Origin of the sequence: Actinomyces sp. AC-20-1 (assembly GCF_023369555.1) — a bacterium.
Lineage (GTDB): Bacteria > Actinomycetota > Actinomycetes > Actinomycetales > Actinomycetaceae > Actinomyces.
The window spans coordinates 201,935-228,484 of record NZ_JACJVC010000002.1; the positions used below are offsets into that span (position 1 = coordinate 201,935).

Sequence of the window (26,550 nt, forward strand, 5' to 3'; positions counted from 1 at the left end):
CCAGGAGCCGTGCGGTCCCGGCTCACTGCGCAGCCGCGTGCGACAATGCCCACGCCTGGCGCGTGCCGCGTGACCGGGCGTCCATGGAAGGAAGGAACGGCGTGGAGCCCGTGAGCGTCCCCCTGGTGGTCTTCACCGACACCTACCCCTTCGATGTGGGGGAGGAGTTCTTCGAGCAGGAGATCAGCTACCTCGCCGAGCGCTTCGCGCAGGTGTGGGTCGTGCCCCTGCGCGTGTCCGTCGGGGCCGCCAAGACCCGCACCCTGCCGCCGAACGTTACCGCGGTCCTGCTGCCCCTGGAGGATGGACGCATCTGGAAGCAGCGTCTGGTGCACCTCGCGCCGCGGCTGCTCGCGGGCCCTGGCAGGGTCGAGCTCAGCAGCGCCGGAGCGAAACCGCTCGTGCGCGAGCTCCACTACGCCGTCGACGTCCTGCACCGCCTCGACCTCTTCCTGACCACCCGCCTCTACCGCGAGCACCTGGCCGGCAGGCCCTTCGTCGCCTACGGCTACTGGCTGTATCACGGTGCCGGCGTCGCCCGGATGCTCAAGGCCGTCCACGACGCCGAGGTCGTCGCCGTCTCCCGCGCCCACGCTTACGACGTCGACGAGGCCGATTCCCCCGGGGGCCACCTGCCCGCCCGGCGTCGTCTCGTGTCCGGCCTGGACGAGATCTATCCGATCTCCCATTACGCGCAGTCCTTCCTGCTGCCCTACAGGAAGGCCGACGGCGCCGCCATCGAGATCCGTCACCTGGGGGTCCCGGCCCCCGCCGGGGCGATGCCACTGCCCCCGGACGCCCCCGGTGCCCCGGTCCCGGGGGACGCCGAGCCAACCGGGCGGCCTGTACCCGTCCACATCGTCTCCTGCTCCCACCTGGCGCCCTACAAGCGTGTGGACCGGCTCGCCGATGCCGTCGGTGTGCTGGCCCGTCAGGGGCGGCCCGTGAGGTGGACCCATATCGGGGAGAGAGACGAGCAGCGCCTGGCTCAGATGCGCGGCTACGCCGACGCGGTCGCCCCTGGTGCGCAGGTCGAGCTCCTCGGCTACGTGCCCAACGCCCGCACCCGCGAGCTCCTCGCCACCGGGGGCTACACGCTGCTGACCAACACCTCCTCCGGGGAAGGCGTGCCCGTGTCCATCATGGAGGCGATGGCCGCGGGACTGCCCGTCGTCGCCACGGACGTCGGCGGCACGCGGGAGATCGTGCACGACGGTGTCAACGGCCGCCTCGTGCCGGCCCAGGCCACTGGCGAGGACATCGCCCGGGCAGTTGCGGAGGTCGCCGACCAGGAAGAGCGGGCCATGGCCCGTACCCGGGCGGCCGCCCGACGCACCTGGGACGAGGAGTTCAACGCGCCGCGCCAGTACACGGCGCTGGCCGAGCACCTGGCGGGGCTCGCCCGGCGCGTGGTCGAGGGGAGCCGGTCGTGAGCGCGCACCAGCCGTGGACGGTCTTCCACGCCCCCTACCCCCTTGAGGAGAACCCGACGGCGGCCTCGCGCCTGCGGCCACTGCGCATGCGCCAGGCCTTCGAGCAGATCGGCTACCGCGTGCTCGACCTCACCGGGACGGTACGTGAGCGACGCGCCCGCCTCGCCGCCCTGAGGGAGCGGCTCAACGCCGGTGAGCGTCCTGACTTCCTCTACTGCGAGAACTCCACCCAGCCGAACCTCCTGGCGACCGGCACGCGTGAGGGCCTGCGCGCCCCGGCGCTCGACTACCGCGTCATGGCCCTCATGCGCCGCCACAGGATCCCGGTGGGCGTGTTCTACCGCGACGCTTACTGGACGGTCCCCGGCCAGGACCTCGGTGTCTACCACCGGGTTGCCAACGCCCTCCAGAGGCTCGACCTCATGGGCTACCGCCGCAACGGAGTGCACTTCTTCCTGCCCTCGGAGCCGATGCACGCGCTCATCGGCCTGGGGGAGGGCGACTCCTACTCCGCCCTGCCTCCTGCGGGTGAGGAGGGGCACGTCCTCGACCTGCCGTCCAGCGGTGAGGGCCTGCGACTGGTGTACGTCGGCGGGCTCGGCCAGCACTACGTCCTCACCGACTTCGTCACGGCGCTGACCGCCACCGACGGGGTGAGCATGGACCTGGTGACCCGTGAGGTCCAGTGGGCCTCGGCCGTGCGGCAGGACCCGCGTCTGGCGGACCCCCGCATCACCCCCCTTCACCTGGGCTCGAAGGAGCTGCTGCCCGTCTACGAGCGTGCGCACATCGGTCTGCTGACCGTGGAGCCTTCCGCGTACCGGGACATCGCCGTTCCCGTCAAGCTCTTCGAGTACCTGTCCTACGGACGCCCGGTCATCGCGACGGCGGGCACGGAAGCCGGGCGCGTCATCGCCGCCAACGGCGCCGGGTGGGTCGTGCCCTACGACGCGGACGAGATGCGTGTGCTGCTGGAGCACCTGAGAGCCTGTCCCGAGGAGGTCCGCGAGCGTGCGAGGCTCGCGCGGGCTGCGGCAGCGGACAACACGTGGGCCGAGCGCGCGCGCACGGCCGCTTGCCGTCTCACCGAAGGACGGGCGTGAACAACCTCGGCACCTGGGCCGCCCTCCTGCCCCAGGCTCTGGTGCTTCTTGGTCTGCTCCTGGTCCCGGGCGGGCTCGTGCTGCGCTCCCTGGGCTACCGGGGCCTGCTCCTCGCGGCCTGTGCGGCACCGACGAGCATGGCGGCCATTGCCCTGCTGGGGCTCGTCTACGAGGTGGTCGGCATCCGCTTCGAGCCCGTGCCCGTGGTCATCGGTCTCACCGTGATCGTCCTGCTCGCTTGGACGGGCGGCAGGCTGGCGCGTGGCAGTGTCCCGGCTGCCCTGCCCGATCCCGAGGTCGCGAGGGGGCGGGACACCCTGCTGCCCCTGGCCGCCGTCCTTCTGGCCTGGCTCGTCCTCGTCCGGCCCGTCCTGACTGGTTGGGACCCGTCCCTGCCGGGCCAGCAGATCGACCCGGTCTTCCACCACAACCTCGCGTGGACCATCACCCAGACGGGTAACGCCTCACTGCTCACCGGCGCCTCGTGGTCCGCCAGCCTCCTGTACTCGACACGCGCCTACTACCCCCTGGTCTGGCACGCGATGGTCGCGCTCGCCTCCGAGGGCGGGACTGAGCTCGTGGAGGCCACGAATGCGCTCGTCGTCCTCGTGCCGCTCATCTGGTGCCTCGGGGTGGCGGCCTGCGCGGCGCAGGCCCTGCCGCGATTCCGGCTGGCCCCGGTCGTGGCCGTCGCGGCAGCGCTCATGTTCCCCGTCTACCCGGCCTACATGCTCTACACACGCCAGCTGTGGCCGAACGCCCTCGGCTACGCGGTCTTCCCGGCCGTTCTGGCCCTGCTGCTCCACGCCGTGCGTCTCATCACGGGGCCTGCGGAGCTGGGACGACGCCGGGCCCTGCTCGTCCTGGTGGCGGTGGCCACGGCGGCCTCCGGCGCAGCCGCGACCTACCCGGCCGCCGTCTTCTCGATCCTGCTGACGGGGACCCCGTTGCTGATTGCCGTGATCGTGCTCGTGTGCCGCTTCGTCTGGGCCCACCGTCGGCACGCCGCTGTGAGGGCGCTCCTGGTCATGTCCGCCACCGTGCCCGCCCTACTCGTCGCCTTCCTGGTCTCCGGTGGCGCGACCCTGATCCTGGCTCGGCTGGTGCGTGAGACCGGCCCCAGTGCCTCCAGCCTGCCCATGCGTCTGTTCGCCATGGCGACGCTCTGGCCCCGGGGGCGCACCGGGGCGGCGGACACCCTTCGGTTCGCCTGCCAACTGCCTCTCGTGGCGGCGTCCCTCGTGATCGCCTGGCGCAACAGGCGCACGCGCTGGCTCGTGTGGGCCTGGGTCCTGCCGATGGTGGTCCTGGCCGGCACCTACTTCCCTCTGGGGCCGGTGAGTGCTCTCACCGGCCTGTGGTACAACGATCCCTACCGGATCATGCCGTTGGTCGCGCTGGTCTCGAGCGTGCTCCTCGCGGTGGCTGCCCGCTGGCTGCTCATGCGCAGGGCACCCGCGTGGTCCCAGTTCCGGTCCACCGTGGCCGTGATAGCCCTCGTGCTCGTTCCCGCGCTCGCTGCGCAGCCCGCGGCCGCCAGGGTGGCCCGTTCAGCCTATGACACCACCTCGACGGTCCTCGTGCGGACCCTGAGCGCGGAGGAGGTCCGCATGATCGAGTCGCTGCGGGGCAGGCTCGACCCCTCGCTCATGGTCCTGGGGGACCCGGCTGCGGGCGCGGGCTACGTCCAGGCCATCGCGGGGAACTTGTCGGTCTTCCCCCACCTGACCTTCAGAGCGGCGGACACCGATGCCCTCTACCTGGCCGAGCACTTCGATGACATCGCTGTGGACCCGAGGATCTGCTGGCTCGTGCACCACTACGGGATCGGCTACTTCTACGAGGACGAGCCGGGGCAGGTGCCGGGCATCGACGTCGTCGGGCGCGCCCCGGGCCTGTACGGGGTGGACACCTCCGAGGGCTTCGAGCCGGTTGCCAGCGGTGGTACCGCAACGGTCTACCGGATCACCGCCTGCGGGACCGTTGCTGCCCCGCAGCGGTTCCCGTGGGTCGTCAACCGGCCTTTCGAGCCGCTCCTGGGCTCCGATGGAGCTCTGAACACCTTCACTCCTGAGGGGCGCGTCGTCCAGGACTAGGGGCGGTCCCTGTGCCGCCCCCGCTGCGCTACCGCAGCGCCCGCTCCAGCTCGGCGACAACCCTCCGGGCGGCGCGCCCGTCCCCGTAGGGGTGGGCGACCTGCGCAGCCGGCTCCTCGGGACGGGGACGGGAGGCGGCGGCAACAAGGCCCGCACCCGGCTCCACGAGGACGTTCCACCCCAGCTCGACGGTCTCGACCCACTCCGTCTGCGGGCGCACCGTCGTGCAGGGCACCCGCAGCAGGAAGGCCTCCTTCTGCAGGCCCCCCGAGTCCGTCACGACGCCGCGGGCGTGCAGGGCCGAGGCGATGAGATCGGGGTAGGCCAGCGGCGGGTGGACGACCAGGTTCCCGGTGTCCTCCAGGGCGATGCCGTGCTCGGCGCACGTGGCGACGAGCCTGGGGTGGGCGAGGAGCACGACGGGATGGTCGACGGCCGCGAGAGAGCCCAGCACACGGCGCAGCCGCTCGGTGTCATCGGTGTTCTCCGCGCGGTGGATGGTCGCCAGCGAGTAGGAGCCCTCGGCCAGCCCGAGCTCGGTCATGACGGGCGACGGCGATCCCGCGACCTGGTCACGGACCTGCAGCAGGACGTCCGTCATGACGTCGCCGACGACGACGGTGCGCTCAGCCAGCCCCTCGTCCGCGAGGTGGGCGGCACCGACCGCGGTCGGCGCAAGGAGGAGGTCGGCGGCGTGGTCGGTGAGGACCCGGTTGACCTCCTCCGGCATCTCACGGTTGAAGGAGCGCAGGCCGGCCTCGAGGTGGGCGACCGGCACGTGGAGCTTGACGGCGGACAGCGCACCGGCCAGCGTCGAGTTCGTGTCCCCGTAGACGAGCACCCAGTCGGGGCGGTGCTCGGCGAGCACCGAGTCCATGGCCGCGAGCATGGCCCCGGTCTGGACCCCGTGGGAGCCCGAGCCCACGCCCAGGTGCACGTCGGGGGCCGAGATCCCCAGGTCCCGGAAGAAGACGTCGGAGAGCATCGGGTCGTAGTGCTGGCCGGTGTGGACGATGACGTGCTCGACCCCGGCGGCTCGGAAGGCGGCGTCGATGGGGGCGAGCTTGACGAACTGGGGGCGTGCGCCCACCACGGAGAGAACGTGCACGACTGGTCTCGCTTTCTGTCGGGTCGGTGCGCCCTCAGGCGCCGGTGAGGTCGCGGACGATGGTGTGGATCGTCTGCTTCTCGTGCTCGAAGCTCAGCTCCCGGGCGGCGGAGTCAGCGGCCTCCTTGAAAGCGGCAACCGACTCGGGCGTGAGCGAGGACAGGGTGGCGACGATGTCCTCCACCTCGTTCGTGGCTGAGCAGAGTCCCAGGCCGTGCTCATTGACGACGTCGACCATCTCGGCCGTCGGGCCGACGGCGACCGCCAGGCGGGCCTGGACGTAGTCGAAGATCTTGTTCGGCAGGGTCAGGCGCGCGTTCGTGTTGAATGGGGGGATCCAGAAGATACCGACGTCATACTGGTTGAGGGTGGTGGGCAGGTCCTCGGGGCGGACAGGTGCTGGGAAGCTGATCCGCTCACAGCTGGAGGCCCGGGCCTTGAGGCTGGTCAGGTACTCGCCGTCGTTCCCACCGCCCGTGACGAGGTACAAGGCCAGGGTGAAACGCTCATCGAGCGCCTTGACGGCGTCGATCATCGCCTCGATATTGCGCCCGACGACGGCCCCGCCCGAGTGCACGAGACGGATCGTGCCGTCCTGGGCCGGGTGCGAGGGACGCAGGTCGGCGTAAGGCGCGGTGTTGCACACCAGTCGGGGGGTGACCCCGTAACGCTCCTGGTAGAGCCCCGCGATCTGGCGGCCCACCGTCGTCACCGCGGCGCAGCGGGGCAGGTACTCGCGGCAGACATGGTCCATGAGCGGGGACACGAGCAGACGCCAGGACAGCACGTGCGTGCGCTCCTCCGGAGCCCACTCGTGCATGTCCGCCCACACCGGTGCCCCGTGGGCGACAGCGAAGGCGGTGGGGATCGAGCGTGCGTCGTTGGCAACCACCATGTTGAAGCGACGGTCACCGACCATCCGGATCGCCTCGCGGGCCGCGGGAGCCGCCATCTCCGCCGACCTCAGCAGGCGCAGCGCCAGCCGGGCGACGCCCGTCGGCGTCTGCGGCAGCGAGGGGGCCGAGTCCGGGACCCGCAGGTGCTCGACCACCCCGGAGGGGGTGGGGCCGTAGCCGACGCTGGTGACGTCACCCACCTCTGCAAGGGCTCCGATCTCCCGGAGGACACGGGCGTCGCGGTGGATCGGGGAGAAGGAAAGGACGAGGAACGAGGGACGTCTGCTCACGCCAGGCATCCTAGAGGCAGGAACCTCCCTGAGTCTGAAGACGTTGTCCGGAACCCCGGTTGTGCCGTGCTGCGCCTCGTGGCTGGCGAGCGACGAACTAGAATCGGCGCAGCGCCGCCTACCATCAAGGAGAACCCGTATGCGCATCGCCGTCGTCGCCCTGGGAAAGATCGGGCTGCCGCTGGCCGTCCAGTACGCCGAGAAGGGGCACGAGGTCATCGGCGTCGACGTCAACGCCACCACCGTCGAGACGGTCAACCGCGGCCAGGAGCCCTTCCCCGGCGAGGCCCACCTGGCCGAGAAGCTCGCCCGGCTCGTGCCCGCCGGGGCCCTGCGCGCCACCACCGACTACGCCGAGGCGGTCCCCGGGGCCGACGCCGTCGTCCTCGTCGTGCCCCTCTTCGTCAACGACGAGACCTGGGAGCCGGACTTCACCTGGATGGACGACGCCACCCGCGCCCTGGCCGCCCACCTGAGGCCCGGCACCCTCGTCTCCTACGAGACCACCCTGCCCGTGGGCACCACCCGCGGACGCTGGAAGCCCCTCATCGAGGAGGTCAGCGGCCTGGTCGAGGGACGCGACTTCCACCTCGTCTTCTCCCCCGAGCGGGTGCTCACCGGCCGGGTCTTCGAGGACCTGCGCCGCTACCCCAAGCTCGTCGGCGGCCTGAGCGAGGAGGGCACCGCCCAGGGCGTCGGCTTCTACGAGAAGGTCCTCGACTTCGACGAGCGCACGGACCTGCCGCGCCCCAACGGCGTGTGGGACATGGGCACCGCCGAGGCCGCCGAGATGGCCAAGCTCGCCGAGACCACCTACCGCGATGTCAACATCGGCCTGGCCAACCAGTTCGCCGTCTACGCGGACAAGGCCGGCTTCGACATCGAGAAGGTCATCGACGCCTGCAACTCCCAGCCCTACTCGCACATCCACCGCCCCGGCATCGCGGTGGGCGGGCACTGCATCCCCGTCTACCCGCGCCTGTACCTGTCCACGGACCCCGACGCGACGGTGGTGCGCACCGCCCGTCAGTTCAACGCCACCATGCCCTCCTACGTCGTGGCCCGCGCCGAGGAGGTCCTGGGCGGCCTGGACAGCCTGCGCGTCGTCGTCCTCGGCGCCTCCTACCGCGGCCGGGTCAAGGAGACGGCCTTCTCCGGCGTCTTCCCCACCGTCGAGGCCCTGCGCGACAAGGGCGCCACCGTCCTCGTCCAGGACCCCATGTACCACGACGACGAGCTCGCCGCCCTCGGCTGGGAGCCCTACCACCTGGGTGAGGAGGTCGACGTCGCCATCGTCCAGGCCGACCACCCCGAGTACCGCACGCTCACCCCCGCGGACCTGCCGGGCGTGCGCCTGCTGCTCGACGGCCGGCGCGCCACCGACCCCGCCCTGTGGGCCGGCACCCCGCGCCTGGTCATCGGCGGCGGTGAGTGAGCCGAGCCGACCGGTCCCCGTCCTGAGCGGCGCGCGTGTGAGGCCACCGGGTCCGAGGGGCCGGACGCCATGACGGCGCTGCCGGTGCTCGGCGCCCTCGTGGGGGGCCTGCTCCTGCTGCTCGCCCCCGGCTGGCTCATCGCCCGCGCCGGCGGGCTGCGCGGCGTGCTCGCCGCCTCGGTGGCGACGGGCCTGTCCTGCGCGGTCGTCGGCGTGGCCGAGGTCCTGGCCTCCGCGGCGGGCCTGGCCTGGGGGAGGGCCGGATGGGTGGTCGTCGCCGCCCTCACCGCCCTCGTGGCCGGGACACTCCTCGGGGCCAGGCGCCTGCTGGGTCCGCACCGGGCTGGGACCGACCCGGCCGGGGGCCCGGTCCGCTCCGCCCCGGACCGGGCGGTGCTGCTGGCCGGCCTGGCGCTCGCCGTCGTCCTCGGCGCGGCCGGGCTGTGGTGGGGCACCGGGAGGCTCGGCACCCCGCCCCAGGCCTTCGACGCCGTCTTCCACCTCGCCGCCGTCCAGACGGTCCGTGAGGGCGGTGACGCCTCGAGCCTCGGTGGCCTCGCCGACCTCTACCAGGGGCGCCGCGTCTACTACCCGACGGTTGTCCACGGCGTCGCCGCGCTGCTGCCGGGCACCGCCTCACTGGCCTGCAACGTGCTCGTCATCGTCATCGGCGCCCTCTGCTGGCCGCTGGGGGTCATGGGGCTCATCGACGCCACCGCCTGCGTCGCCCCGGTCGGGGCGGCGCAGGCCGGCCGGGACCCGGAGGCCCCGGGAATGCCCGGGGACGGGCGCGCCGGACGGGTGAGCGCCCTCACCCTGGTGGCCGGAGCCCTGGCCGCCGCTGCGACGAGCGCCCTCGCCGTCACGCTCACGACGCTCGCCGTGTGGCCCTACGCCCTGTCCCTCGTCTGCCTGCCGGGCGTCCTCGCCCTCGCCCACACGCTCACCCGCACCCGGCGGTGGCGCCCCCGGCTGCTCACCGCCCTGCTCGCCCTCGCCGCCGCCGGTGGAGCGGTCCTCGCGCACGGCGGCGCCGTCTTCAACCTCCTCGTGCTCCTGGCCCCTCTCGGGCTCTCCGTGCTGGCCCGGGCCCTGCGCGCCGGCGGCAGGCGACGACGGCGGGTCCTGGTCGCTCTCCTCCTCGTGCTCGTGGCCGGGGGTGCCGGCGCCTGGGTGATGCGCGCGGCCCTCGCCTCCGTCCTCGGCTACGAGCGCGACGACGGCAGCGCGCTGGCGGCCCTCGCCCAGTCGCTCATGGACACGCCCCAGTACGGGCCCCTCACCTGGCACGGCCTGCCCGTCGGGATCGGCCTGCTCGCCCTGGCCGCCGTCGCGGTGCGGCACGGGGGGCGGGACATGCGCCTGCACCTGGTCACCTGGGCCCTCACGCTGGGGCTCGTGGTGCTCACCGGCGGGCCCCAGTGGCCCGGAAGAGCGCTGGGCGCCCTGTGGTACCTGCAGAAGGCCCGGGTGCAGCCCCTGGCCGTCATCGCCCTGCTCGTCCTCGCCGGCCACGGCCTGCACCTGCTGCTGGCGAGCCGGTGCTCCCAGGACGGCCCGCGTGGCCGCCGTCGTGCCACGGCTCTCGTCGGGGCGGCGGCCGTCATGGCCCTGCTGGCCGTGCCCCTGCACGCCCGGCTGGCCGCCAGCACCCACGACGCCGAGCGCATCGCCTACGGCACCCTCGTCACCGAGGCCGAGCTCACCGCCCAGGGCGAGCTCGCCGGGCTCCTGCCGCCCGGGGCCGTCGTCGTCGCCGCGCCCTCCCTCGGGGGCACGTACCTGTGGACCGAGCACGGGGTCGCCGTCGTCTACCCGACCCGGGTCCAGCCCGCCGCGGGCAGCCCCGAGCGCGGGCTCGCCGACGCTCCCACCGTCCTCGAGCCGGGCAGTGAGGCCTGCGCCCTGCTCACCCGCCTCGGCGCCTCGTACTACATGTCCGTTGACCGGGACCCCTCCGGGCTCGAGCACGGCAGCGCGCCTCCGCGCTGGGACGCGGGACTGGCGGTCTGGCCCACGGGCGGCATGGCTCTCCTCGGTCATGTCGAGACGCCTACGGGCTCGGTGTCGATGTGGCGCTGCACAGCCTGCGGTGATGCCCCCTGACCGGGGTCTTGACGTACTACATCCTGCGTACAGTGTGACCACGGCCCCGGACGTCGGCTCGCACTGGGGACAGGAAGGACGAGATGCACACTCTGCTCGTGCTGCTGGCTCTCGCGCTCGCGATCGCCCTGGTGCTCTACGCGCCGGGCATGGCCATCCTGTGGGCGCTCAGACTCGCCCCCGTCGTCGTCATCGCAGCCGCTCCCGCTGTGAGCGTGGCTCTCGTCACAGCGGCCACCACCCTCGGCCCGCTCACCGGGCTCAGGTGGACACCCGTGACGGGCACCGTGGTCCTCGTGGTGGCAACGGCGCTTGGTGCCGCCGTCGGTCTTCTGCGTCGCAGGCACCAGTCGCCGCCTCACGCCCCAGGGGCGGGTCTGCTGCCCGAGGTTCTTGGGACCGCTCTCGTGTCAGCGCCAGCGACCGTCGTCGTCATCGGGATCATGGCCAGTGGCATGGGGAGATTCGGTTCCATCCTGCAGAACCACGACGCGCTGCTCCACCTCAACCTCATCAGCGAGATCGCCGAGTCCGGCAACGGCTCCCTGCTGGGAGCCTCCACCCCCATCAACGACGGCGCCTTCTACCCGTCGACTTTCCACGCTGTCGCGGTGCTCCTCACCCCTGTCGTGTCCGTTCCCACCGCCTTCAACGCCGTGTCCGCCTGCGTCGTCGCTGTCCTCGCCCCCGTCGGCGTGGCTGCCCTCGTGCGCGTGTGCGGAGGGCGCCTCTGGACGGCGGGTGTTGGTGCCGCTCTGGCCTGCTGCACCATGTGGTTCCCCTACTACCTCATGTTCTTCCACGCCCAGGTGCCGGCGGGGCTCGCCATCGCGCTCATCCCCGGAGCCCTCGTCCCACTGGTGCACCGTTTGTCCGAGAACCGCCTGTGGGCGGCGCTGGCATGGGCCGTGATCACCGCCGCGGCCGTCGGGTGCGCCCACCCCGGAGGCGGCCAGTGGGTCCTCAACGCCTCCTGCCTGCTCCTGGCCACCGCCGGGGCGCGTGGGATCGCACGCGGTGCGCACTGGCCGGCCCGCATGCTGCTCCTCGCCGGCTGCCTCGCCGTGCTCGTCGCACAGACCACTACGCCGCTGCTTCGGCTCATGTCGGCGTACACGGGGGAGAAGCACGGTCTGCGCACACGCCTGGAGCAGGTTCTCCTCCTCGCCCCGAGGGAGGGCGGTACCTGGCTCTACCTGCCCCTTGCTCTCCTGGCCCTCGCCGGCCTCGTGCTCCTGCTGCGCCAGGGGAGGCCCGAGCTCCCCATCCTGTGGGCGACCGGGGCCTCGCTCGTCATGCTCACCCTGGTCAAGGGGACGTCCTGGGGAGCCCTCACCGGAGCATGGTGGGGCGACTACGGCCGCTACCTCGCCGTCCTCGCCGTGCTCGCAGCGGCCCTCGCGGCTCTCTCCATCCAGACTGTTGTGGAGACCCTGCTGGCAGGACGCCGATGGCGTGCCGTGGTGGGAGTGCTCGTCGTCGTCGCGGCCGTGTGGTGGAACGCGTACCTTGGCGGCTGGAACCGGATCTGGGTCATGCACGGCTACGACTACTACTCCCTCCTCCACCACGCGTGGCTCAACCCCGAAGAGCAGCTGGCTCTCGAGACTCATACCGATCTCTTCGGCGGCACGGTGGTCTATGGGGCCCCGGAGAGCGGTGCTGGCCTCATCCCGGTTCTGACCCAGGGCGACGCCGTCCACCGGCACGCCAGCATCGAGTCGGCTTCGGACGATTGGTACATCGCCTACCACTTCAACGAGCTCGACACCGATCCCCGCGTGTGCGAGATCATCCGCACCAAGGGCGGAGTCCCAGTGCTGTACGCCGACAGCAGTGACAACGATGAGGACCTCGAGGTCTTCTACCCGGGCTACGTCGGCATCGACACCTCCACAGGCTTCGAGCTGTTGGCGGAGCTCGGGACCACTTCCGTCTTCCGCATCACGGCCTGTGACTGAGCGCGTTGGCCCGGATGCTCTGGACACAGAGCGCGAGACACCGCGTTAGGCTCGCGCTGAGCGCGTAGGTCCCCGCCGTGCGCCACGACACCCAGGAGCACCCATGGACCACGACCTCGTCATCGTCGGCTCGGGCCTGTTCGGCCTGACCATGGCCGAGCGCTGCGCCAACGAGCTGGGGCTCACGGTCCTCGTCATCGACAAACGCGACCACATCGGTGGCAACGCCTACTCCGAGGCGGACCCGCTCACGGGCATCGAGGTCCACACGTACGGGGCGCACCTGTTCCACACCTCCAACGAGCGCGTGTGGCAGTACGTCAACCGCTTCACCAGCTTCACGCCCTACGTGCACCGCGTCTACACCACCCACGACGGCGTCGTGTACCCCATGCCCATCAACCTGGGCACCATCAACCAGTTCTTCCACGCCTCCTACACGCCCGACGAGGCCCGGGCGCTCATCGCCGAGCAGGCCGGCGAGCTCGCCGGCCAGGACCCGCAGAACCTCAACGACAAGGGCATCAGTCTCATCGGCCGTCCCCTGTACGAGGCCTTCATCAAGGACTACACCGGCAAGCAGTGGCAGACGGATCCCAAGGACCTTCCCGCCTCGATCATCTCCCGCCTGCCCGTGCGCTACACCTACGACAACCGCTACTTCAACGACACCTACGAGGGCCTGCCCGCCCATGGCTACACCGCCTGGCTGGAGAGGATGGTGGACAGCCCGAACATCGACGTGCTCCTGTCGACGGACTTCTTCGACGAGTCGCAGCCATACCACAAGGCGGCCCTCGTCGGGAAGGTCCCGGTCGTCTACACCGGCCCCGTGGACCGCTACTTCGGCTGCAGCGCGGGGGCCCTGGCCTGGCGCACCATCGACTTCACCACCGAGTACCCCGAGACGGGTGACTTCCAGGGCACCTCGGTGATGAACTACCCCGACCTCGACCAGGACTACACGCGCATCATCGAGCCGCGCCACTTCCACCCCGAGCGCGACTACCCCTCGAACAAGACGGTCATCATGAAGGAGTACTCCCGCTTCGCCGAGGAGGGCGACGAGCCCTACTACCCGGTCAACACCCCCGAGGACCGTGAGAGGCTGCTGATCTACCGCGCCCTGGCCGCCAAGGAGCCCGACGTCGTCTTCGGCGGCCGCCTGGGCACCTACCAGTACCTCGACATGCACATGGCCATCGCCTCCGCGCTCAACGTCTTCGACAACAGGATCGCCCCGTACTTCCGAAACGTCGTGGACCGCAGCCCAGGTATCAAGTGACTCGTGGGGACGGGCTGTCCCCTCCTTGTCGTGGGGGCAGCTGAGGCCTGGCACCCCAGGTAATTCTTGGGTGTGCCAGGCCTCAGCTCGCGAGCAGAGGTAGATACCGTCTCACTGTCCCTGGGCGGCGTACTTCGCCTCGACCTCGGCCTTGAGGGGGCGCCACCAGGCCTCGTTCTCGCGGTACCAGTCGATGGTGGCCTGCAGGCCGGAGTGGAAGTCAGTGAACCTCGGACTCCAGCCGAGCTCCTCGACGAGCCTGGTGTTGTCGATGGCGTAGCGCATGTCGTGTCCGGGGCGGTCGTTGACGTGGACGTAGTCGTCGGCGTCGTGGCCCATGAGCTCGAGGATGAGCTCGACGACCTCTTTGTTGGTCTTCTCGCCGTCGGCACCGATGAGGTAGGTCTCGCCGATCCGCCCCTTCTCGATGATGTCCCACACAGCGTCGTTGTGGTCCAGGACGTGGATCCAGTCGCGCACGTTCTCACCGGCGCCGTACAGGCGCGGCTTGACGCCGTCGATGAGGTTGGTGATCTGACGGGGGATGAACTTCTCGATGTGCTGGTAGGAGCCGTAGTTGTTCGAGCAGTTCGAGATCGTCGCCTCGACGCCGAAGGAGCGCACCCAGGCGCGCACGAGCAGGTCGGAGCCGGCCTTGGACGCGGAGTACGGGGAGGACGGGTTGTAGGGCGTCGCCGGCGTGAACTTGGCCGGGTCGTCGAGCTCGAGGTCCCCGTAGACCTCGTCGGTGGAGATGTGGTGGTAACGGACCTTGTGGCGGCGCACGGCCTCGAGGAGGGTGAAGGTGCCCACGAGGTTGGTCTGGATGAAGGGGGAGGGGTCCAGCAGGGAGTTGTCGTTGTGGGACTCGGCGGCGAAGTGGACGACGACGTCGGCGTCCTGGACGAGCGGGTCCACGGTGTCGGCGTCGGCGACGTCCCCGACGACGAGCGCGACGCGGTCGGCGACGTCTGCCAGGGAGGCCCGGTTGCCGGCGTAGGTGAGCTTGTCGAGCACGGTCACCCGGGCGTCCGGGTAGCGGTTGAGGGTCTGGTGGACGAAGTTGGCGCCGATGAAGCCGGCGCCGCCGGTGATGAGGACGTGCATGGATCAGGCTCCGTGAGTCGGGGGTGGGCGCGCCGGAGCGCCACTGGTCTCGCTCGCCATGATGCCACAGGGGTGTCTGCCGGAGCGGGGTGGGAGCGGCGCAGGCGTGGCCGGTGCCCGGGTGGCGTCCGTCGGGGAAGGCGGTGCGGCGCAGTGCTGCGCGTCATGTTCTGCCACCAGGGTTCCCGACGGCGGTAACACGGGTCTATCCTGTCCCTCAGACCCCATTCGTCACACAGGCACCAGTTGTCGCGGGTGACGTCCGCCAGGCCCCGCTGGAAGGAACCCCATGCCGGCATCCCGACTCGTCCGCCTCACCGCGGCAGCCTCCCTCGTGCTCGCGGGACTCGTGCCCGCCTCACTCGCCAGCGGTCCAGCCCTGGCGGCAAGCGCCGCGAACAGGATGACGACCGTCCAGGCCGAGGCCGCCTCCGCCGGCCCCGTCCAGGTCATCGAGCTCACGACGGCCGCCGGCCAGGCCACCGAGGTCGCCGAGGCCGGCCTTGACGAGCAGGCGCAGCAGGACTCGCGGGTGCCCGCAGGCACGAGTGGTGGAACCGGCGTCGTCCCCGGCCTCGACGTCGCCCTGGCCGACGCCCTCGCCGCACTCACCGGCGCCATCGACCCCGAGGCCGACGCCACCCTGCTCACCGAGCCCCTCGAGGTCGCCGGATTCCTCGTCGCCGGCTTCACCTGGACCGGTGCAGCGGCTCTGCCTGAGGGCACGCAGATCTACCTGCGCGTGAGGGAGAACGGCGCGTGGACCGACTGGTACCTCAACGAGCCCTCCGACGCCGGCCGCGACGACCTCGACCCCACGACCGCCACCTCCGGCACCGACGAGTTCGTCACCGGCGGCGCCGACGCCATCCAGGCGGCCGTCATCGCCGGCCCCTCCGGCCTGCCCGCGGACCTCGCCCTGTCCCTGGTACCGGGCGAGCCCGTCGGCGAGGAGGTCCTCGAGCCCGGTGACATGACGGTCGTCGAGGCTGAGAGGACCGGTGTCGCCGAGGAGGAGGACCCGGCCCTCTCAGGCACACCCTCGCCGTCCACCGAGCCCGCTCAGCCGGAGCATGAGGCGCCAGTGCCCGCATCTCCCTCCGAGGCGGCTTCCACACGGAGCGGGACCCCCACGGCGTCCCCGGCTGGAACCTCCTCGGGCGCAGGTGTGAGCCCCGCGCTGCCCGCGCTCCTGGCCGCGGCCACCACCGCCAGCGGCCTGCCCGTGCCCGTCACCACCCGCGCCGAGTGGGGCGCCAACACCGCCTACCTCGACTGGGACCCCACCTACGCCAGCGCCGGCCACGTCGTCGTCCACCACACCGCCGGGACCAACGACTACACCGAGGCCCAGGCGCCCGGCATCGTGCGGGGCATCTACTACTACCACGCCAAGACCCTGGACTGGGGGGACATCGGCTACAACTTCCTCGTCGACAAGTACGGCAACGTCTACGAGGGCCGCTACGGCACGCTCAGCTCCGCCGCGGGCAAGATGGTCGTCGGCGGGCACGCCTACGGTGCCAACACCGGCACCATGGGCATCTCCATGATGGGCACCTACACCTCGGTGAGCCCCTCCACCGCCCAGCTGCAGTCTGTCGGCAAGATCTCCGGCTGGTTCCTCGCCCGCGCCGGCGTCACCAGCGCCACGGACACCGCGCCCTTCACCATCAGGTCGACCGAGAAGTACCAGGCCGGGCAGGTCGTCACCCTGCCGCGCGTCCTCGCCCACCGCGACGTCGGCCACACCGCCTGCCCCGGCAACGTCGGCTACTCCCTCATGGGCACGATCCGCACCATCGCCCAGACCCAGATCGGTGCCGCGCCCGACCCTGCCCCAGCTGAGCCTGTCCCCACTCCTACGACAACCTGGCAGCGCTCCGGCTCCGGTTGGACGCTCCGGGGTGCGGGGGGCGCAATGCTCACCGGCTGGCAGGTGGTGGATGGGGCCTGGTACTACCTCGGGACCGACGGCCTCATGCGCACCGGCTGGGTCCAGGACGGCGCCACCTGGTACTACCTGCGCCCCTCGGGGGCGATGGCCACCGGCTGGCTCCAGCAAGGGAGCACCTGGTACTACCTCGGCACCAACGGCGCCATGGCCACGGGCTGGGTGAGCACCGGTGGCACACGCTATTACCTGCGCCCCTCGGGGGCGATGGCCACCGGCTGGGTCCGCGTCAGTAGTGCCTGGTACTACCTGCGTCCTTCCGGGGCGATGGCCACCGGCTGGCTCCAGCAAGGGAGCACCTGGTACTACCTCGGCACCAACGGCGCCATGAGCACCGGCTGGGTGAAGGTCTCTGGGACCTGGTACTACCTCACCCCCTCTGGCGCCATGACCACGGGCTGGCAGAAGGTTGGTGCCTCCTGGTACTACCTGCGTCCTTCCGGGGCGATGGCGACCGGCTGGCTCCAGGACGGCGGCGCCTGGTACTACCTGGGTGCTGACGGCGCCATGGTTACGGGAACCGTCAACACGGGAGGGTCATGGAGTGCCTTCAGCGCCTCCGGCGCATGGCAGGGCTACACCAGTGCCCCGACCACGACCTCCGCTTCGCGTCTCACACCGGTCCTCGCCGCCCCGACGACCGCCCGCAGCACGGTCATCAACACTATGGTGACCGCCTACCAGGGCACCGGTTCGGCCTATCCCACAGCGGCACTCGCCCGTGGTGGTGCGTCATCCCTGTGGTCCTTCTGCACCCTCCTCTACGACGAGGCGACCGCTGAGGGAGTCAGCCCCGAGCTCTTGTTCGCTCAGGTCATGACTGAGACCGGCTGGCTCCAGTTCGGCGGCGACGTCACGATCACCCAGTACAACTTCGGAGGCCTCGGCGCCACCGGCAACGGAAACCCGGGACTGAGCTTCACGGACGTGCGAACCGGCCTGCGGGCCCAGGTCCAGCACCTGCGGGCCTACGCGGACGCCTCCGTGACCGCCTCGAGCCTTACTCACGCCCTCGTCGACCCCCGCTTCGCCTACGTCCGCAAGGGCTCAGCGGTCTATGTCGAGCACCTCGGCATCCAGGAGAACCCGCTGAGGACTGGGTGGGCGTCCGCTGCGGGCTACGGCAGCACGCTCGTGTCCATCATGAGGCGCTACTTCTGACCCAGCTCGGTCGAGGAGGCCGTGCGCCGCAGGCCCGGTTGTGCCGCGGTGGTCTCCGTCCCACGCACCGATTCCCGGCAGGGAGCGCCTTGTCAGAGTCCGGGGAACTCCAGGACCGGGTCAACATGGACCGCCCCCACCGACCGGTGCGAGGCCTGCACCTCGAAGGCACCTGCCTCACGCACACGGTGGATCTCTGCAAGGTTGCCGTCCAGAATCGCCACTGACACCCGGTACTCGCCCGCCCCCAGACGCAGGTCGGGCAGACGGAACTCGAAGGCCCCCGTCCCGCCGAGCACAGGGGGTTCCTGCTGCATCATCGTCGTGTCGGTGCCCAGCACTGCCCCTCCCAGCGGCGTCGAGATTGTCAGGGACATGCCCCAGCCCGCCAGCGGCGGGTCCGCAGAGATCGTGCCGGCCACGATGAGGTCGTCACCCGGTCTCAGAACCGGCTGCCCGCCTCCCGCCTCGACACCGTTGACGAGGACCGAGGTGATGAGCTGCTCCGCGGGCTTGAGGATGACGGGCTCGCCCCGACGCTCCGCCTGCGCGGCCTCTTCCGCCTCCATGACGATCTCGTAGTTGTGCCGCAAGCGCCCCAGTACGTCGCTCGTCGAGCCGTCAGCGACGACGCGACCACGGTCGAGCATGACCGCCCGGTCACACACCTCATTGACCTGGGCCGCCGAGTGCGAGACGAGAACGATCGTGCGCCCCTCCGCCTGGAACTCGTGGATCTTGTCCATGCACTTGCGCTGAAAAGGCTCGTCCCCGACCGCCATGACCTCATCGACCAGGAGGATGTCCGGGTCCACGTGCACCGCCACGGCGAAGGCCAGACGTACGTACATTCCCGAGGAGTAGAACTTCACCTGCGTGTCGATGAAGTCCTCGATGCCGGAGAAGGCGACGATCTCATCGAAGTGGTGCTGCGTCTCCAGGTCTGACAGCCCGAGGATCGCCGCGTTAAGGTAGACGTTCTCCCGGCCCGTCAGGTCCGGGTGGAAGCCTGCGCCGAGCTCCAGGAGCGCGGCTAGCCTGCCTCGCAGCAGCACCTCGCCCCGGTCCGCCGCGAGAATGCCCCCGATGACCTTGAGCAGGGTCGATTTGCCGGAGCCGTTGGCCCCCACGAGACCGATCGTCTCGCCCGCGCGGATGCTGAGACTGACATCGCGCAGTGCCCAGAAGTCCTCCCGGTGAGCGCGGGAGGCCCGGGCGTTGACGAGACGCTCCTTGAGCGACTTGTCCTTGTGGACGACGAAGCGCTTGGACACGTCACGGATCTGGATGACATCGGTCATGCTCACAGCTCCTGGGCGAAGTTGCGCTGAAGGACGGCGAAGACCCGTTGAGCCAGGGCCAGCAGGACCAGGCCGACGGCGAGGGACACCAGCAGGCGCGCACCCAGGTGGGGCGCTGTCTCAAGCCCCGCTCCCGCCGCCCACATCGTGCGTTGGAAACCCATGATCGCCAGGGTGACCGGGTTGGCGAGGTAGAGCTCCTGCACCAGGGGCAGGCGGGACGTGATGGACGTGACCATGGTCCACGAGTACACGATCGGTGAGGCCCACATACCCACCAGCAGCACCACCTCGATGAGGTACTGGATGTCACGCAGGTACACGTTGGTCGCTGCGAGCACCAGGCCGATGGCCGTGCCCCACGTGACCAGGACGAGCAGCCCCAGCGGAAGGTACAGCAGGGAGACGCCCACTGCCGGCGGGTCGATCAGGAGCGTGGCCGCGAGCAGCACGAGGAACTGCGTCGAGAAGTTGAACAGGGCTGCTCCGACTGACGACAGGGGGAATATCTCACGCGGCAGCTGGATCTTCTTGATGATGCCCGAGTTGCCGACCACCGAGCCCGTCGACGTCGACAGGATGTCGCTGAAGAGCTGCCAGGCGGTCAGGCCCGTGAACACATAGATCGCGAAGCTGGGGATCGCCCTCTCGGCACCCATCACCTTGCCGATGACGAGCACGTAGATCAGCAGGCTCACAAGCGGCTTGATGAGGCTCCAGACGATGCCGAGGGCCGAGTCCTTGTAACGGGCGCGGATCTCTCGGCGCGTGAGCCGGGACAACAGGTCGCGTCGTCCCCAGATGTCGAGCAGGGAGGCCCTTGTACCTGTGAGTAGACCGACTCGCGGCGCCGCAGGACGAAACGGCTCCTGCGCGAGGCGTGACTCGCGATCGAGAGCAGCGGACACGTGGTTCCTTCCGGACGCGGGGGAGGCGGTGCGAGCAGGGCCATCGCAACCCGGCCACTGTACCCAAGAGGAGGCCGACGACGCTGGGGGCGGTTGCGCCAACGTGCTCCCACTGGGGCTCCACAGGGTGTGGTTACCATAGGCGGGTCGCTCTCGGAAAGGTACTCGACGTCTATGACACGCATTGAGGGACCCGCTGTGGCGCACAGCGTGATTCCCGGAATCAGCGCCCTCACCGTGCGCGGAGAGGAAGCCTGCGTACCTCTGAGTCGACTGAGGCGGGACGCCGCCGGACTCCTGGCCACGAGCGCGGGGGCGGCCGCTTACGCGGACGGGGAGCCAGGTCGTCGGACCATCGGTGTGCTGACAAGCACCGTCCTGCTGCGTGACGGGCTCCTCAAGCGCGTACCGGCTGAGGTCCTCCTCGATGTCGGCGGCAAGGGTCGCTTCGCGGATCCCGAGACCGCCCTCTTCTGGCTCCAGTGGTCACTCAACCTCCTCGGCCAACGAGTCGTCATCCTGCCCGGTCCCGCGCCCGCCGCGCCGACGGCCCGGCAGGCGCGCCTGCTGCGCCGCCGCGGTGTGCTCAGCCTGCTCGACGTCGTCCTCGGGGACGAGCTGCGCGGGGCGATGCTTCCCGTCGCCCAGGTTCTCGCCCTCAGCGGCGACCTAGCGGCGGCCGGCGTCGACACGACCGTCCTGGACCTGCAGCGTTCGCCCGGGGGGGACGACATCGGGACCCTGGCGGTGCCCGTTGACGGTCTCCTCGGCGCCTACGCCATCGACGGTGCCCTCAGTTCTCTGGAGGACCTGGCGTGCGTGCGTGAGGAGGTCCAGCGCCTGCGGCGGGTGCCCGACGCCGCCCTCGCCCACCTCATCGGCCAGGCGATGGACGTCATCATGGGGATCGAGACTCGCGCGCAGGCGGAGCAGTTCGACCACCTCGCGCCCCTGTTCGGCCTCGACCGCGTGATCTGGGAGCCTCTGCACGTGCTGGTGGTCGCCCCCGCCGAGGGCGCTGCAGCCGAGAGGGCCGACCACCTGCTCGCCGCCCTCGGGGCCGACGCCGATGTGCGCCGGGCCGACGCCACCACCGGGATCGTCCGTCATGGCGGCGACGCCCTTGACGGGACCGTCCCCGACCACACGGCTTGGGCCGATGTCATCGTCCTCATAGGATGTGTCCTCGATGACGCCCCCGGTGCTGCCTCCATCAGGACCCCACTCCTCGTCGACCTCAGCACCATGGACATCTTGAAATGGCTCGAGAGCGGACCGCGCTCAGACAGCCGGGCGCTCTCCCTCAGCCGGCTACTCAGACGGGCTGACCGCGTCCTCGTCCAGGACGAAGGGCATCGTGACCTCATCCTGGGCGCGCTCGCCGCAGCTGGACGCGTCAACGACGTCGTCTATGACGACGACCCTTCGCTGACCGGGCTCGTCACCGTCGACCCCACCGGTGCGGTGCTCGAGGACTTCTGCCGTGTCCCGGTGCGCTCGGCGGACGCCGGCGTCTCCTGGGACGAACCGCTCGAGCCCTCCCGCCCCAACGACATCGCGCTGACACTCAGGTACCTCCGGGAGGGCGGCGTCAAACAGGTCCTCTCCAAGGCTTCCGGCCGGATCCGCAGACTCGCCGCCGAGAGGAGCAGCTGACATGGCCGTCGAGCAGCGCGTCCCCGAGACACTCAACCCCGACCCCGCACGCGCCCACCTCATCGATCGCGAGCACGAGGTCCGTCCCGGGCTCGTCTCCGTCATCCTCGTCAACTACAAGGGCGCCGAGGACACCATCACCTGTCTGAGGGCCTTCGACAGCATCGACTGGCCGAAGGACCGTCTCGAGCTCATCGTCGTTGACAATGACTCGCAGGACGGCTCCGCCCAGACCATCGCCGAAGCGTGTCCTCATGTCCGCGTCCTGCCATCCGGCGGCAACCTCGGATTCGCCGGCGGTTGCAATTTCGGCGTCGAGAACGCCACCGGGCGGTACGTCGCCTTCATCAACAACGACGCCCGCCCCGGCACCGGCTGGGTCCGGGCCGCGGTCGAGGAGATGGAGCGCGATCCTGCCGTTGCCGCGGTCGCCTCCAAGGTCCTCAACTGGGATGGCACGCTCATCGACTATGTTGACGGGTCACTGACCTGGTACGGCATGGGCTACAAGCGCGAGGCCGAGTGGGTGGACGACGGAGCCTACGAGACCGCCAAGGACGTGCTCTTCGGTACCGGTGCCGCGATGTTCGTCGATGCGGAGTACTACCGGGCCATCGGCGGCTTCGACGAACGCTTCTTCATGTTCTACGAGGACGTCGACCTCGGTTGGCGTATCAACCTGCTGGGTCGCAAGGTGCGTTACGTCCCCGGATCTGTGGCCTACCACAAGCACCACGTGACGATGAAGAAGTTCGGCAACTACCGGGAGTCCTACCTCCTGGAGCGCAACGCCCTTCTGTCGCTGTACAAGAACTACGAGGACTCCACTCTTGCGGCCGCGTTGCCCGCCGCCATCGCCCTGGCCGTGCGCCGGGGAACTGCCCGCGCGGACGTCGTCACCACCACAGTGCCGGAGGACACCGCTGTCGGCGTGCCCAAGATGGGGCTGACGGGTGTCTACGCCGTCGACTACCTGCGCGAGCAGATCGACTCGCTGCACGCCACGCGCCAGTGGCTCCAGACCGAGCGCGCTCTCACCGACAAGGAGCTCTTCCCCCTGTTCCGCCATGCGATTGAGCCCGCTTACCCGGTGGAGCACTACCTCAAGGGGCACCGGGACCTCGTCACCTCCTACGGCATCGACACGGTCTTCGCCGCCTCACCGAACGTGCTTGTGGTGACGGGGGAACCGCTCTCCACCAGGCTCGCCGGGCCCGCGATCCGCGCCTGGGAGATGGCCGCGGCACTCTCCCGCACCCACAGTGTGCGTCTCGTGTCCACAGCCGGTGTCAAGAAGGTCTCCGACGACCGCTTCGACATCATCTTCGCCCAGGCTGAGAGCCTGCGTGCGCAGACGGACTGGGCCGACGTCGTCATCTTCCAGGGATTCCTCCTCGAGGGGGCGCCGTGGCTCAAGGACTCCGACAAGATCCTTGTCGCCGACATCTACGACCCCATCCACCTCGAGCAGCTCGAGCAGGCCCGGGACCTGGGGCCGGAGAGACGACGTGAGGCGATCACCAGCGCCACTGACGTGCTCAACAAGCAGCTGGTGCGTGCCGACCACTTCCTGTGCGCTTCGCAGAAGCAGCGGGCCTTCTGGATTGGTCAGCTCGCAGGTGTCGGTCGCATTGGTCCACTCTCCGTCACCGCGGAGGACAGTGCCGCCTCCCTCGTGTCCGTTGTGCCCTTTGGCATCCAGGACGACGACCCGGTCCAGACGGAGCACGGGATCCGCGGAGTCATTCCTGGCATCGGCATGGATGACAAGGTCATCGTCTGGGGCGGCGGTGTCTACAACTGGTTCGACCCGCTCACCCTCGTGCGCGCCGTCGCCGGCCTCGCCGAGCGTCACGATGACGTCCGCCTCTACTTCATGGGCATGAGGCACCCCAACCCGGGCGTGCCCGACATGCGCATCGCCTGGGAGACGAAGGAGCTGTCCTCGCGACTGGGCCTGACGGGCACGCACGTCTTCTTCAACTCGGACTGGGTGCCGTACCACGAGCGGCAGAACGTCCTCATGGACGCCGATGTCGGGGTCTCCACCCACTTCGAGCACATCGAGACGGCCTTCTCCTTCCGCACGCGAATCCTCGACTACCTGTGGACGGGGCTACCGGTCGTCGCCACCACCGGGGACTCCTTCGGTAACGTCCTGGATGCCGAGGGAATTGGTCGTGGCGTGCCCCCGGAGGACGTTGCAGCTCTTGAGGCCGCCCTCGAGGAGTTGCTCTACGACGACCGGGCGGCCGCTGCCGCCCGCGAGAGGGTGCTCGCCTACGCCGAGCAGTTCCGTTGGGCGACAGTGCTGCGTCCTCTCATCGACTTCTGTGCCGATCCGCACCGTGCACGCGACCTCGTCCTGTCCTCCGGGACCGGCGACGCTATCCGCGCGCACGAGTTCCCGCGCAGGAGGCCGAGCCTCAAGGGGGACCTCCAACTTGTCGCGGACTACATGAGGGCCGGTGGCCCCAAGGAGGTCCTGCGCCGTGCCAGAGGACGCATCCGGCGCCAGCTGGGTCTTCAGCGTTGACGCACTAAGCCCGCGCGGGGCCTGGGAGAGCACTGCAGGGCATAGCCCATCGGCGCCCGGGGAGTGCTCAGTCCTCCGAGCAGGCGGGTCGTCGTCGCGCCCTGAGTGCCAGCGCCGCCGGGACACCTCGTAGCGCCTCAGCGGCACCTGAGGCGACCGGGCCGCCCCGCAGACCGGATCGGACGGCGCGAGCCACGGTCCGGCACAGCCCGATGAGGGCCACGTGCGCGGGTGCGTGCTCGACGGCCACAAGCACCCGGTTGCGCGTGTTGACGCGCACGAACATGTCTGAGCCGGCACCCGAGGAGGCCGCGTGCTCGTGACGGACGACGGCACCGCGCACGAAGACCACCTGGTAGCCGGCCTCGCGCAGACGCCAGGACAGGTCCGTGTCCTCGTAGTACATGAACAGGTCCTCGCGCAGCCCGCCCAGACGCCGCCACACCTCGGCGCGCACCGCGCAGGCGCCCCCGCACACCCCGAAGACCTCCTCCGGGGCGTCGAGCTCGTCCAGGGGCGTGAGCCAGTCCCGGTCCTGCCCGTTGCCGGAGCCGTCGACGACGTTACCCGTGGAGTTGACGAGCACGACCCCCTCGCCGGCCGCAGCGGCGTCCTGCCCCACCCGTGCCCAGCGGGTGCCGTCGGCACGGGTCAGAGCCTTCTCCTGCGCGGAGGCCGGGCGCCACCTGCCCGCGAGCAGCATGAGGGCCGTCGTCGCCCCGAGCCGCGGGCGGGAGCCGTCCAAGGGGCCGGTGAGGGCGTCGAGGAACCCGTCCTCGGCGACGGCGTCGTTGTTGAGCAGGACGAGGACGTCCTCGCTCAAACCCGCGGCACCGGCGTTGGCGCCCGCCCCGAACCCGAGGTTCTCAGCCGTCTCGACGACCTCGAGCCCCGCCTGCCTCAGGACCCCGGCCGAGCCGTCACCGGAGGCGTTGTCGACGACGACGAGCCGGTCGCCGTCCCGCAGCTGGGGCAGGACGGACTCGGCCGCCCTCAGGGTCAGGTCCGCCCGACGCCAGTTGACCAGGACGACCCGCGCCGTCGGCCGGCTCACCGCAGGCCCTCGGCCAGGGCCCTGTAGACCGCCTCGTGGGCCGCCGCCGAGGCCTGCCACGTGAAGGAGGCCGCCCGCTCCAGCCCCGCGGCGCGCAGCTCGTCGTGCGCGGGGCCGATGGCGCGTGCCAGCTGGCGGGCGATCTCCTCGGGGGAGGTCGAGTGGGCCAGCAGGCCCGCGTCGCCGCAGACCTCCTCCATGCACGTGCCCCGGCTCGTGACCACCGGGGCGCCGTAGGCCATCGCCTCGAGCACCGGCAGGCCGAAGCCCTCCCAGTGCGAGGGGAAGCAGAAGGCCCGGGCTCCCGTGTAGGCGGCGGCCAGGTCGGCGTCGGACAGTCGGCCGGTGACGTGCACGCGCCCGCCCAGCCCCTCCACGAGACGGCGCTCCTCGGCGTCGTCCCCCCAGCCCTCCGGCCCGACCAACACGAGGTGCAGCCCCGGGTAGTCGGTGGCGAGGAGGGAGAAGGCTCGCAGCAGCGCCAGGAGGTTCTTGCGCGGCTCGTGCGTCCCCGTCCACAGCACGTACTCGCCGTTCAGACCGTGCTCGGTGCGGAGGGCCGAGACCTGCTCCTCGGTGACGGGCAGTGTGCGCACGCCGTGGGGGATGACCTCGATCCGTCCGGCCTCGATGCCGGTGGCCACGCAGTCGTCCGCCGTCGCCTGCGAGGGGGTGATGACGACGTCGGCCTCGGCGGCAGTGCGCTCCAGGCAGCGCAGGAAGAAGGAGGTGCCGCGCCGTGTGAAGTGCTCGGGGGAGCGCAGGAAGGCGAGGTCGTGGACGGTGACGGCCAGCGGCAGGCGCGTGCCCGGGACCGCCCAGGTGGTGGCGTGGACGACGTCCGCGCCCGGCAGGACGGACTCCGCGCGCGGCAGGCGCAGACGGTTCCAGGACTCGTACAGGGCCGTGCGCGGCAGGCGTGAGCCCCGCACCTGCACGGAGGGCGGCAGGCCGACGTCGGTGGCGGAGGGGGAGGAGGCGTGGGCGGCGGCCAGACCCGCCACGCGGCACCCGCGCTCGCGCAGCGCCCGGGCGAGCTCGACGACGTAGGTGCCCGACCCGCCCGGAACCGGCTGCCACAGCTGCTCGACGACCATGGCGACCCGGGGGCCGCGTGCCGTCCTCGTGTCACTCGTCATGGGCAGAGGATACGGGGCCGG

Annotated in this window: 17 protein-coding genes; 10 read left to right on the forward strand and 7 right to left on the reverse strand. The window is 70.6% G+C overall.

What is annotated here, in order from left to right; all coding sequences use genetic code 11:
• Window positions 1-101 precede the first annotated feature (101 nt).
• From H6X67_RS11970 to H6X67_RS02365, 3 genes are read left to right on the forward strand one after another with little or no spacing between them, the layout of a single operon-like run.
• Window positions 102-1,433, forward strand: coding sequence for a glycosyltransferase (locus tag H6X67_RS11970; RefSeq protein ID WP_249375260.1), 1,332 nt, complete (start codon window positions 102-104; stop codon window positions 1,431-1,433).
• The gene (locus H6X67_RS02360; protein WP_249367579.1) at window positions 1,430-2,536 is read left to right on the forward strand and encodes a glycosyltransferase; all 1,107 of its coding nucleotides are present in this window, start codon (window positions 1,430-1,432) and stop codon (window positions 2,534-2,536) included. Before H6X67_RS11970 ends, H6X67_RS02360 begins: the two co-directional genes overlap by 4 nt.
• Entirely contained in the window at window positions 2,533-4,632 is a 2,100-nt protein-coding gene (locus tag H6X67_RS02365; RefSeq protein ID WP_249367578.1) for a DUF6541 family protein, read from the forward strand. Before H6X67_RS02360 ends, H6X67_RS02365 begins: the two co-directional genes overlap by 4 nt.
• A 28-nt stretch (window positions 4,633-4,660) precedes the next feature.
• Here the strand turns inward: H6X67_RS02365 and wecB are convergent, their stop codons facing one another.
• Entirely contained in the window at window positions 4,661-5,740 is a 1,080-nt protein-coding gene (gene wecB, locus H6X67_RS02370; protein ID WP_249367577.1) for a non-hydrolyzing UDP-N-acetylglucosamine 2-epimerase, read from the reverse strand.
• 34 nt (window positions 5,741-5,774) lie between these two features.
• Entirely contained in the window at window positions 5,775-6,935 is a 1,161-nt protein-coding gene (locus H6X67_RS02375; RefSeq protein WP_249367576.1) for a glycosyltransferase family protein, read from the reverse strand.
• A 130-nt stretch (window positions 6,936-7,065) separates the two neighbouring features.
• On the opposite strand from H6X67_RS02375, the gene H6X67_RS02380 reads away from it, so the two are divergent.
• From H6X67_RS02380 to glf, 4 genes are all read left to right on the forward strand, one after another.
• Window positions 7,066-8,361, forward strand: a complete 1,296-nt coding sequence (locus H6X67_RS02380) for a nucleotide sugar dehydrogenase (RefSeq protein ID WP_249367575.1) — start codon at window positions 7,066-7,068, stop codon at window positions 8,359-8,361.
• Between the two features lie 69 nt (window positions 8,362-8,430).
• Complete coding sequence (locus tag H6X67_RS02385; RefSeq protein ID WP_249367574.1) at window positions 8,431-10,467, forward strand: DUF6541 family protein; 2,037 nt, start codon at window positions 8,431-8,433, stop codon at window positions 10,465-10,467.
• An 83-nt stretch (window positions 10,468-10,550) separates the two neighbouring features.
• Entirely contained in the window at window positions 10,551-12,428 is a 1,878-nt protein-coding gene (locus tag H6X67_RS02390; RefSeq protein ID WP_249367573.1) for a DUF6541 family protein, read from the forward strand.
• A gap of 103 nt (window positions 12,429-12,531) precedes the next feature.
• Window positions 12,532-13,713 (forward strand): UDP-galactopyranose mutase, encoded by a 1,182-nt coding sequence (gene glf / locus H6X67_RS02395; RefSeq protein ID WP_249367572.1) that lies wholly within the window; start codon window positions 12,532-12,534, stop codon window positions 13,711-13,713.
• Window positions 13,714-13,824: 111 nt separating this feature from the next.
• On the opposite strand, the gene rfbB is transcribed toward glf, so the two are convergent.
• Entirely contained in the window at window positions 13,825-14,820 is a 996-nt protein-coding gene (gene rfbB / locus H6X67_RS02400; RefSeq protein ID WP_249367571.1) for a dTDP-glucose 4,6-dehydratase, read from the reverse strand.
• Between the two features lie 289 nt (window positions 14,821-15,109).
• Here rfbB and H6X67_RS11750 point away from each other — a divergent pair, with 289 nt between their 5' ends.
• Window positions 15,110-17,935: an N-acetylmuramoyl-L-alanine amidase gene (locus H6X67_RS11750; RefSeq protein WP_283251282.1), complete on the forward strand. Its 2,826-nt coding sequence runs from the start codon at window positions 15,110-15,112 to the stop codon at window positions 17,933-17,935.
• 92 nt (window positions 17,936-18,027) lie between these two features.
• Here H6X67_RS11750 and H6X67_RS02410 read toward each other — a convergent pair whose 3' ends face one another.
• Both H6X67_RS02410 and H6X67_RS02415 read right to left on the reverse strand, forming a co-directional pair.
• The gene (locus H6X67_RS02410; protein ID WP_249367570.1) at window positions 18,028-19,236 is read right to left on the reverse strand and encodes an ABC transporter ATP-binding protein; all 1,209 of its coding nucleotides are present in this window, start codon (window positions 19,234-19,236) and stop codon (window positions 18,028-18,030) included.
• Between the two features lie 2 nt (window positions 19,237-19,238).
• The gene (locus H6X67_RS02415; protein ID WP_249367569.1) at window positions 19,239-20,018 is read right to left on the reverse strand and encodes an ABC transporter permease; all 780 of its coding nucleotides are present in this window, start codon (window positions 20,016-20,018) and stop codon (window positions 19,239-19,241) included.
• 486 nt (window positions 20,019-20,504) lie between these two features.
• On the opposite strand from H6X67_RS02415, the gene H6X67_RS02420 reads away from it, so the two are divergent.
• Both H6X67_RS02420 and H6X67_RS02425 read left to right on the forward strand, forming a co-directional pair.
• Window positions 20,505-21,800 (forward strand): hypothetical protein, encoded by a 1,296-nt coding sequence (locus H6X67_RS02420; RefSeq protein WP_249367568.1) that lies wholly within the window; start codon window positions 20,505-20,507, stop codon window positions 21,798-21,800.
• Between the two features lies 1 nt (window position 21,801).
• Complete coding sequence (locus H6X67_RS02425) at window positions 21,802-24,336, forward strand: glycosyltransferase (protein ID WP_249367567.1); 2,535 nt, start codon at window positions 21,802-21,804, stop codon at window positions 24,334-24,336.
• Between the two features lie 67 nt (window positions 24,337-24,403).
• Here H6X67_RS02425 and H6X67_RS02430 read toward each other — a convergent pair whose 3' ends face one another.
• Together H6X67_RS02430 and H6X67_RS02435 are read right to left on the reverse strand one after the other, a co-directional pair.
• Complete coding sequence (locus tag H6X67_RS02430; RefSeq protein ID WP_249367566.1) at window positions 24,404-25,390, reverse strand: glycosyltransferase family 2 protein; 987 nt, start codon at window positions 25,388-25,390, stop codon at window positions 24,404-24,406.
• Window positions 25,387-26,529, reverse strand: coding sequence for a glycosyltransferase family 4 protein (locus H6X67_RS02435; protein WP_249375262.1), 1,143 nt, complete (start codon window positions 26,527-26,529; stop codon window positions 25,387-25,389). The genes H6X67_RS02430 and H6X67_RS02435 overlap by 4 nt, the downstream gene beginning before the upstream one ends.
• Window positions 26,530-26,550: the final 21 nt, after the last annotated feature.

Bases quoted from the DNA above. Each gene is read 5' to 3' on its own strand.
- H6X67_RS02375 (WP_249367576.1), bottom strand. From the start codon at position 6,935: ATGCCTGGCGTGAGCAGACGTCCCTCGTTCCTCGTCCTTTCCTTCTCC.
- H6X67_RS02380 (WP_249367575.1), top strand. From the start codon at position 7,066: ATGCGCATCGCCGTCGTCGCCCTGGGAAAGATCGGGCTGCCGCTGGCC.
- H6X67_RS02385 (WP_249367574.1), top strand. From the start codon at position 8,431: ATGACGGCGCTGCCGGTGCTCGGCGCCCTCGTGGGGGGCCTGCTCCTG.
- H6X67_RS02390 (WP_249367573.1), top strand. From the start codon at position 10,551: ATGCACACTCTGCTCGTGCTGCTGGCTCTCGCGCTCGCGATCGCCCTG.
- glf (WP_249367572.1), top strand. From the start codon at position 12,532: ATGGACCACGACCTCGTCATCGTCGGCTCGGGCCTGTTCGGCCTGACC.
- rfbB (WP_249367571.1), bottom strand. From the start codon at position 14,820: ATGCACGTCCTCATCACCGGCGGCGCCGGCTTCATCGGCGCCAACTTC.
- H6X67_RS11750 (WP_283251282.1), top strand. From the start codon at position 15,110: ATGCCGGCATCCCGACTCGTCCGCCTCACCGCGGCAGCCTCCCTCGTG.
- H6X67_RS02410 (WP_249367570.1), bottom strand. From the start codon at position 19,236: ATGACCGATGTCATCCAGATCCGTGACGTGTCCAAGCGCTTCGTCGTC.
- H6X67_RS02425 (WP_249367567.1), top strand. From the start codon at position 21,802: ATGGCCGTCGAGCAGCGCGTCCCCGAGACACTCAACCCCGACCCCGCA.
- H6X67_RS02435 (WP_249375262.1), bottom strand. From the start codon at position 26,529: ATGACGAGTGACACGAGGACGGCACGCGGCCCCCGGGTCGCCATGGTC.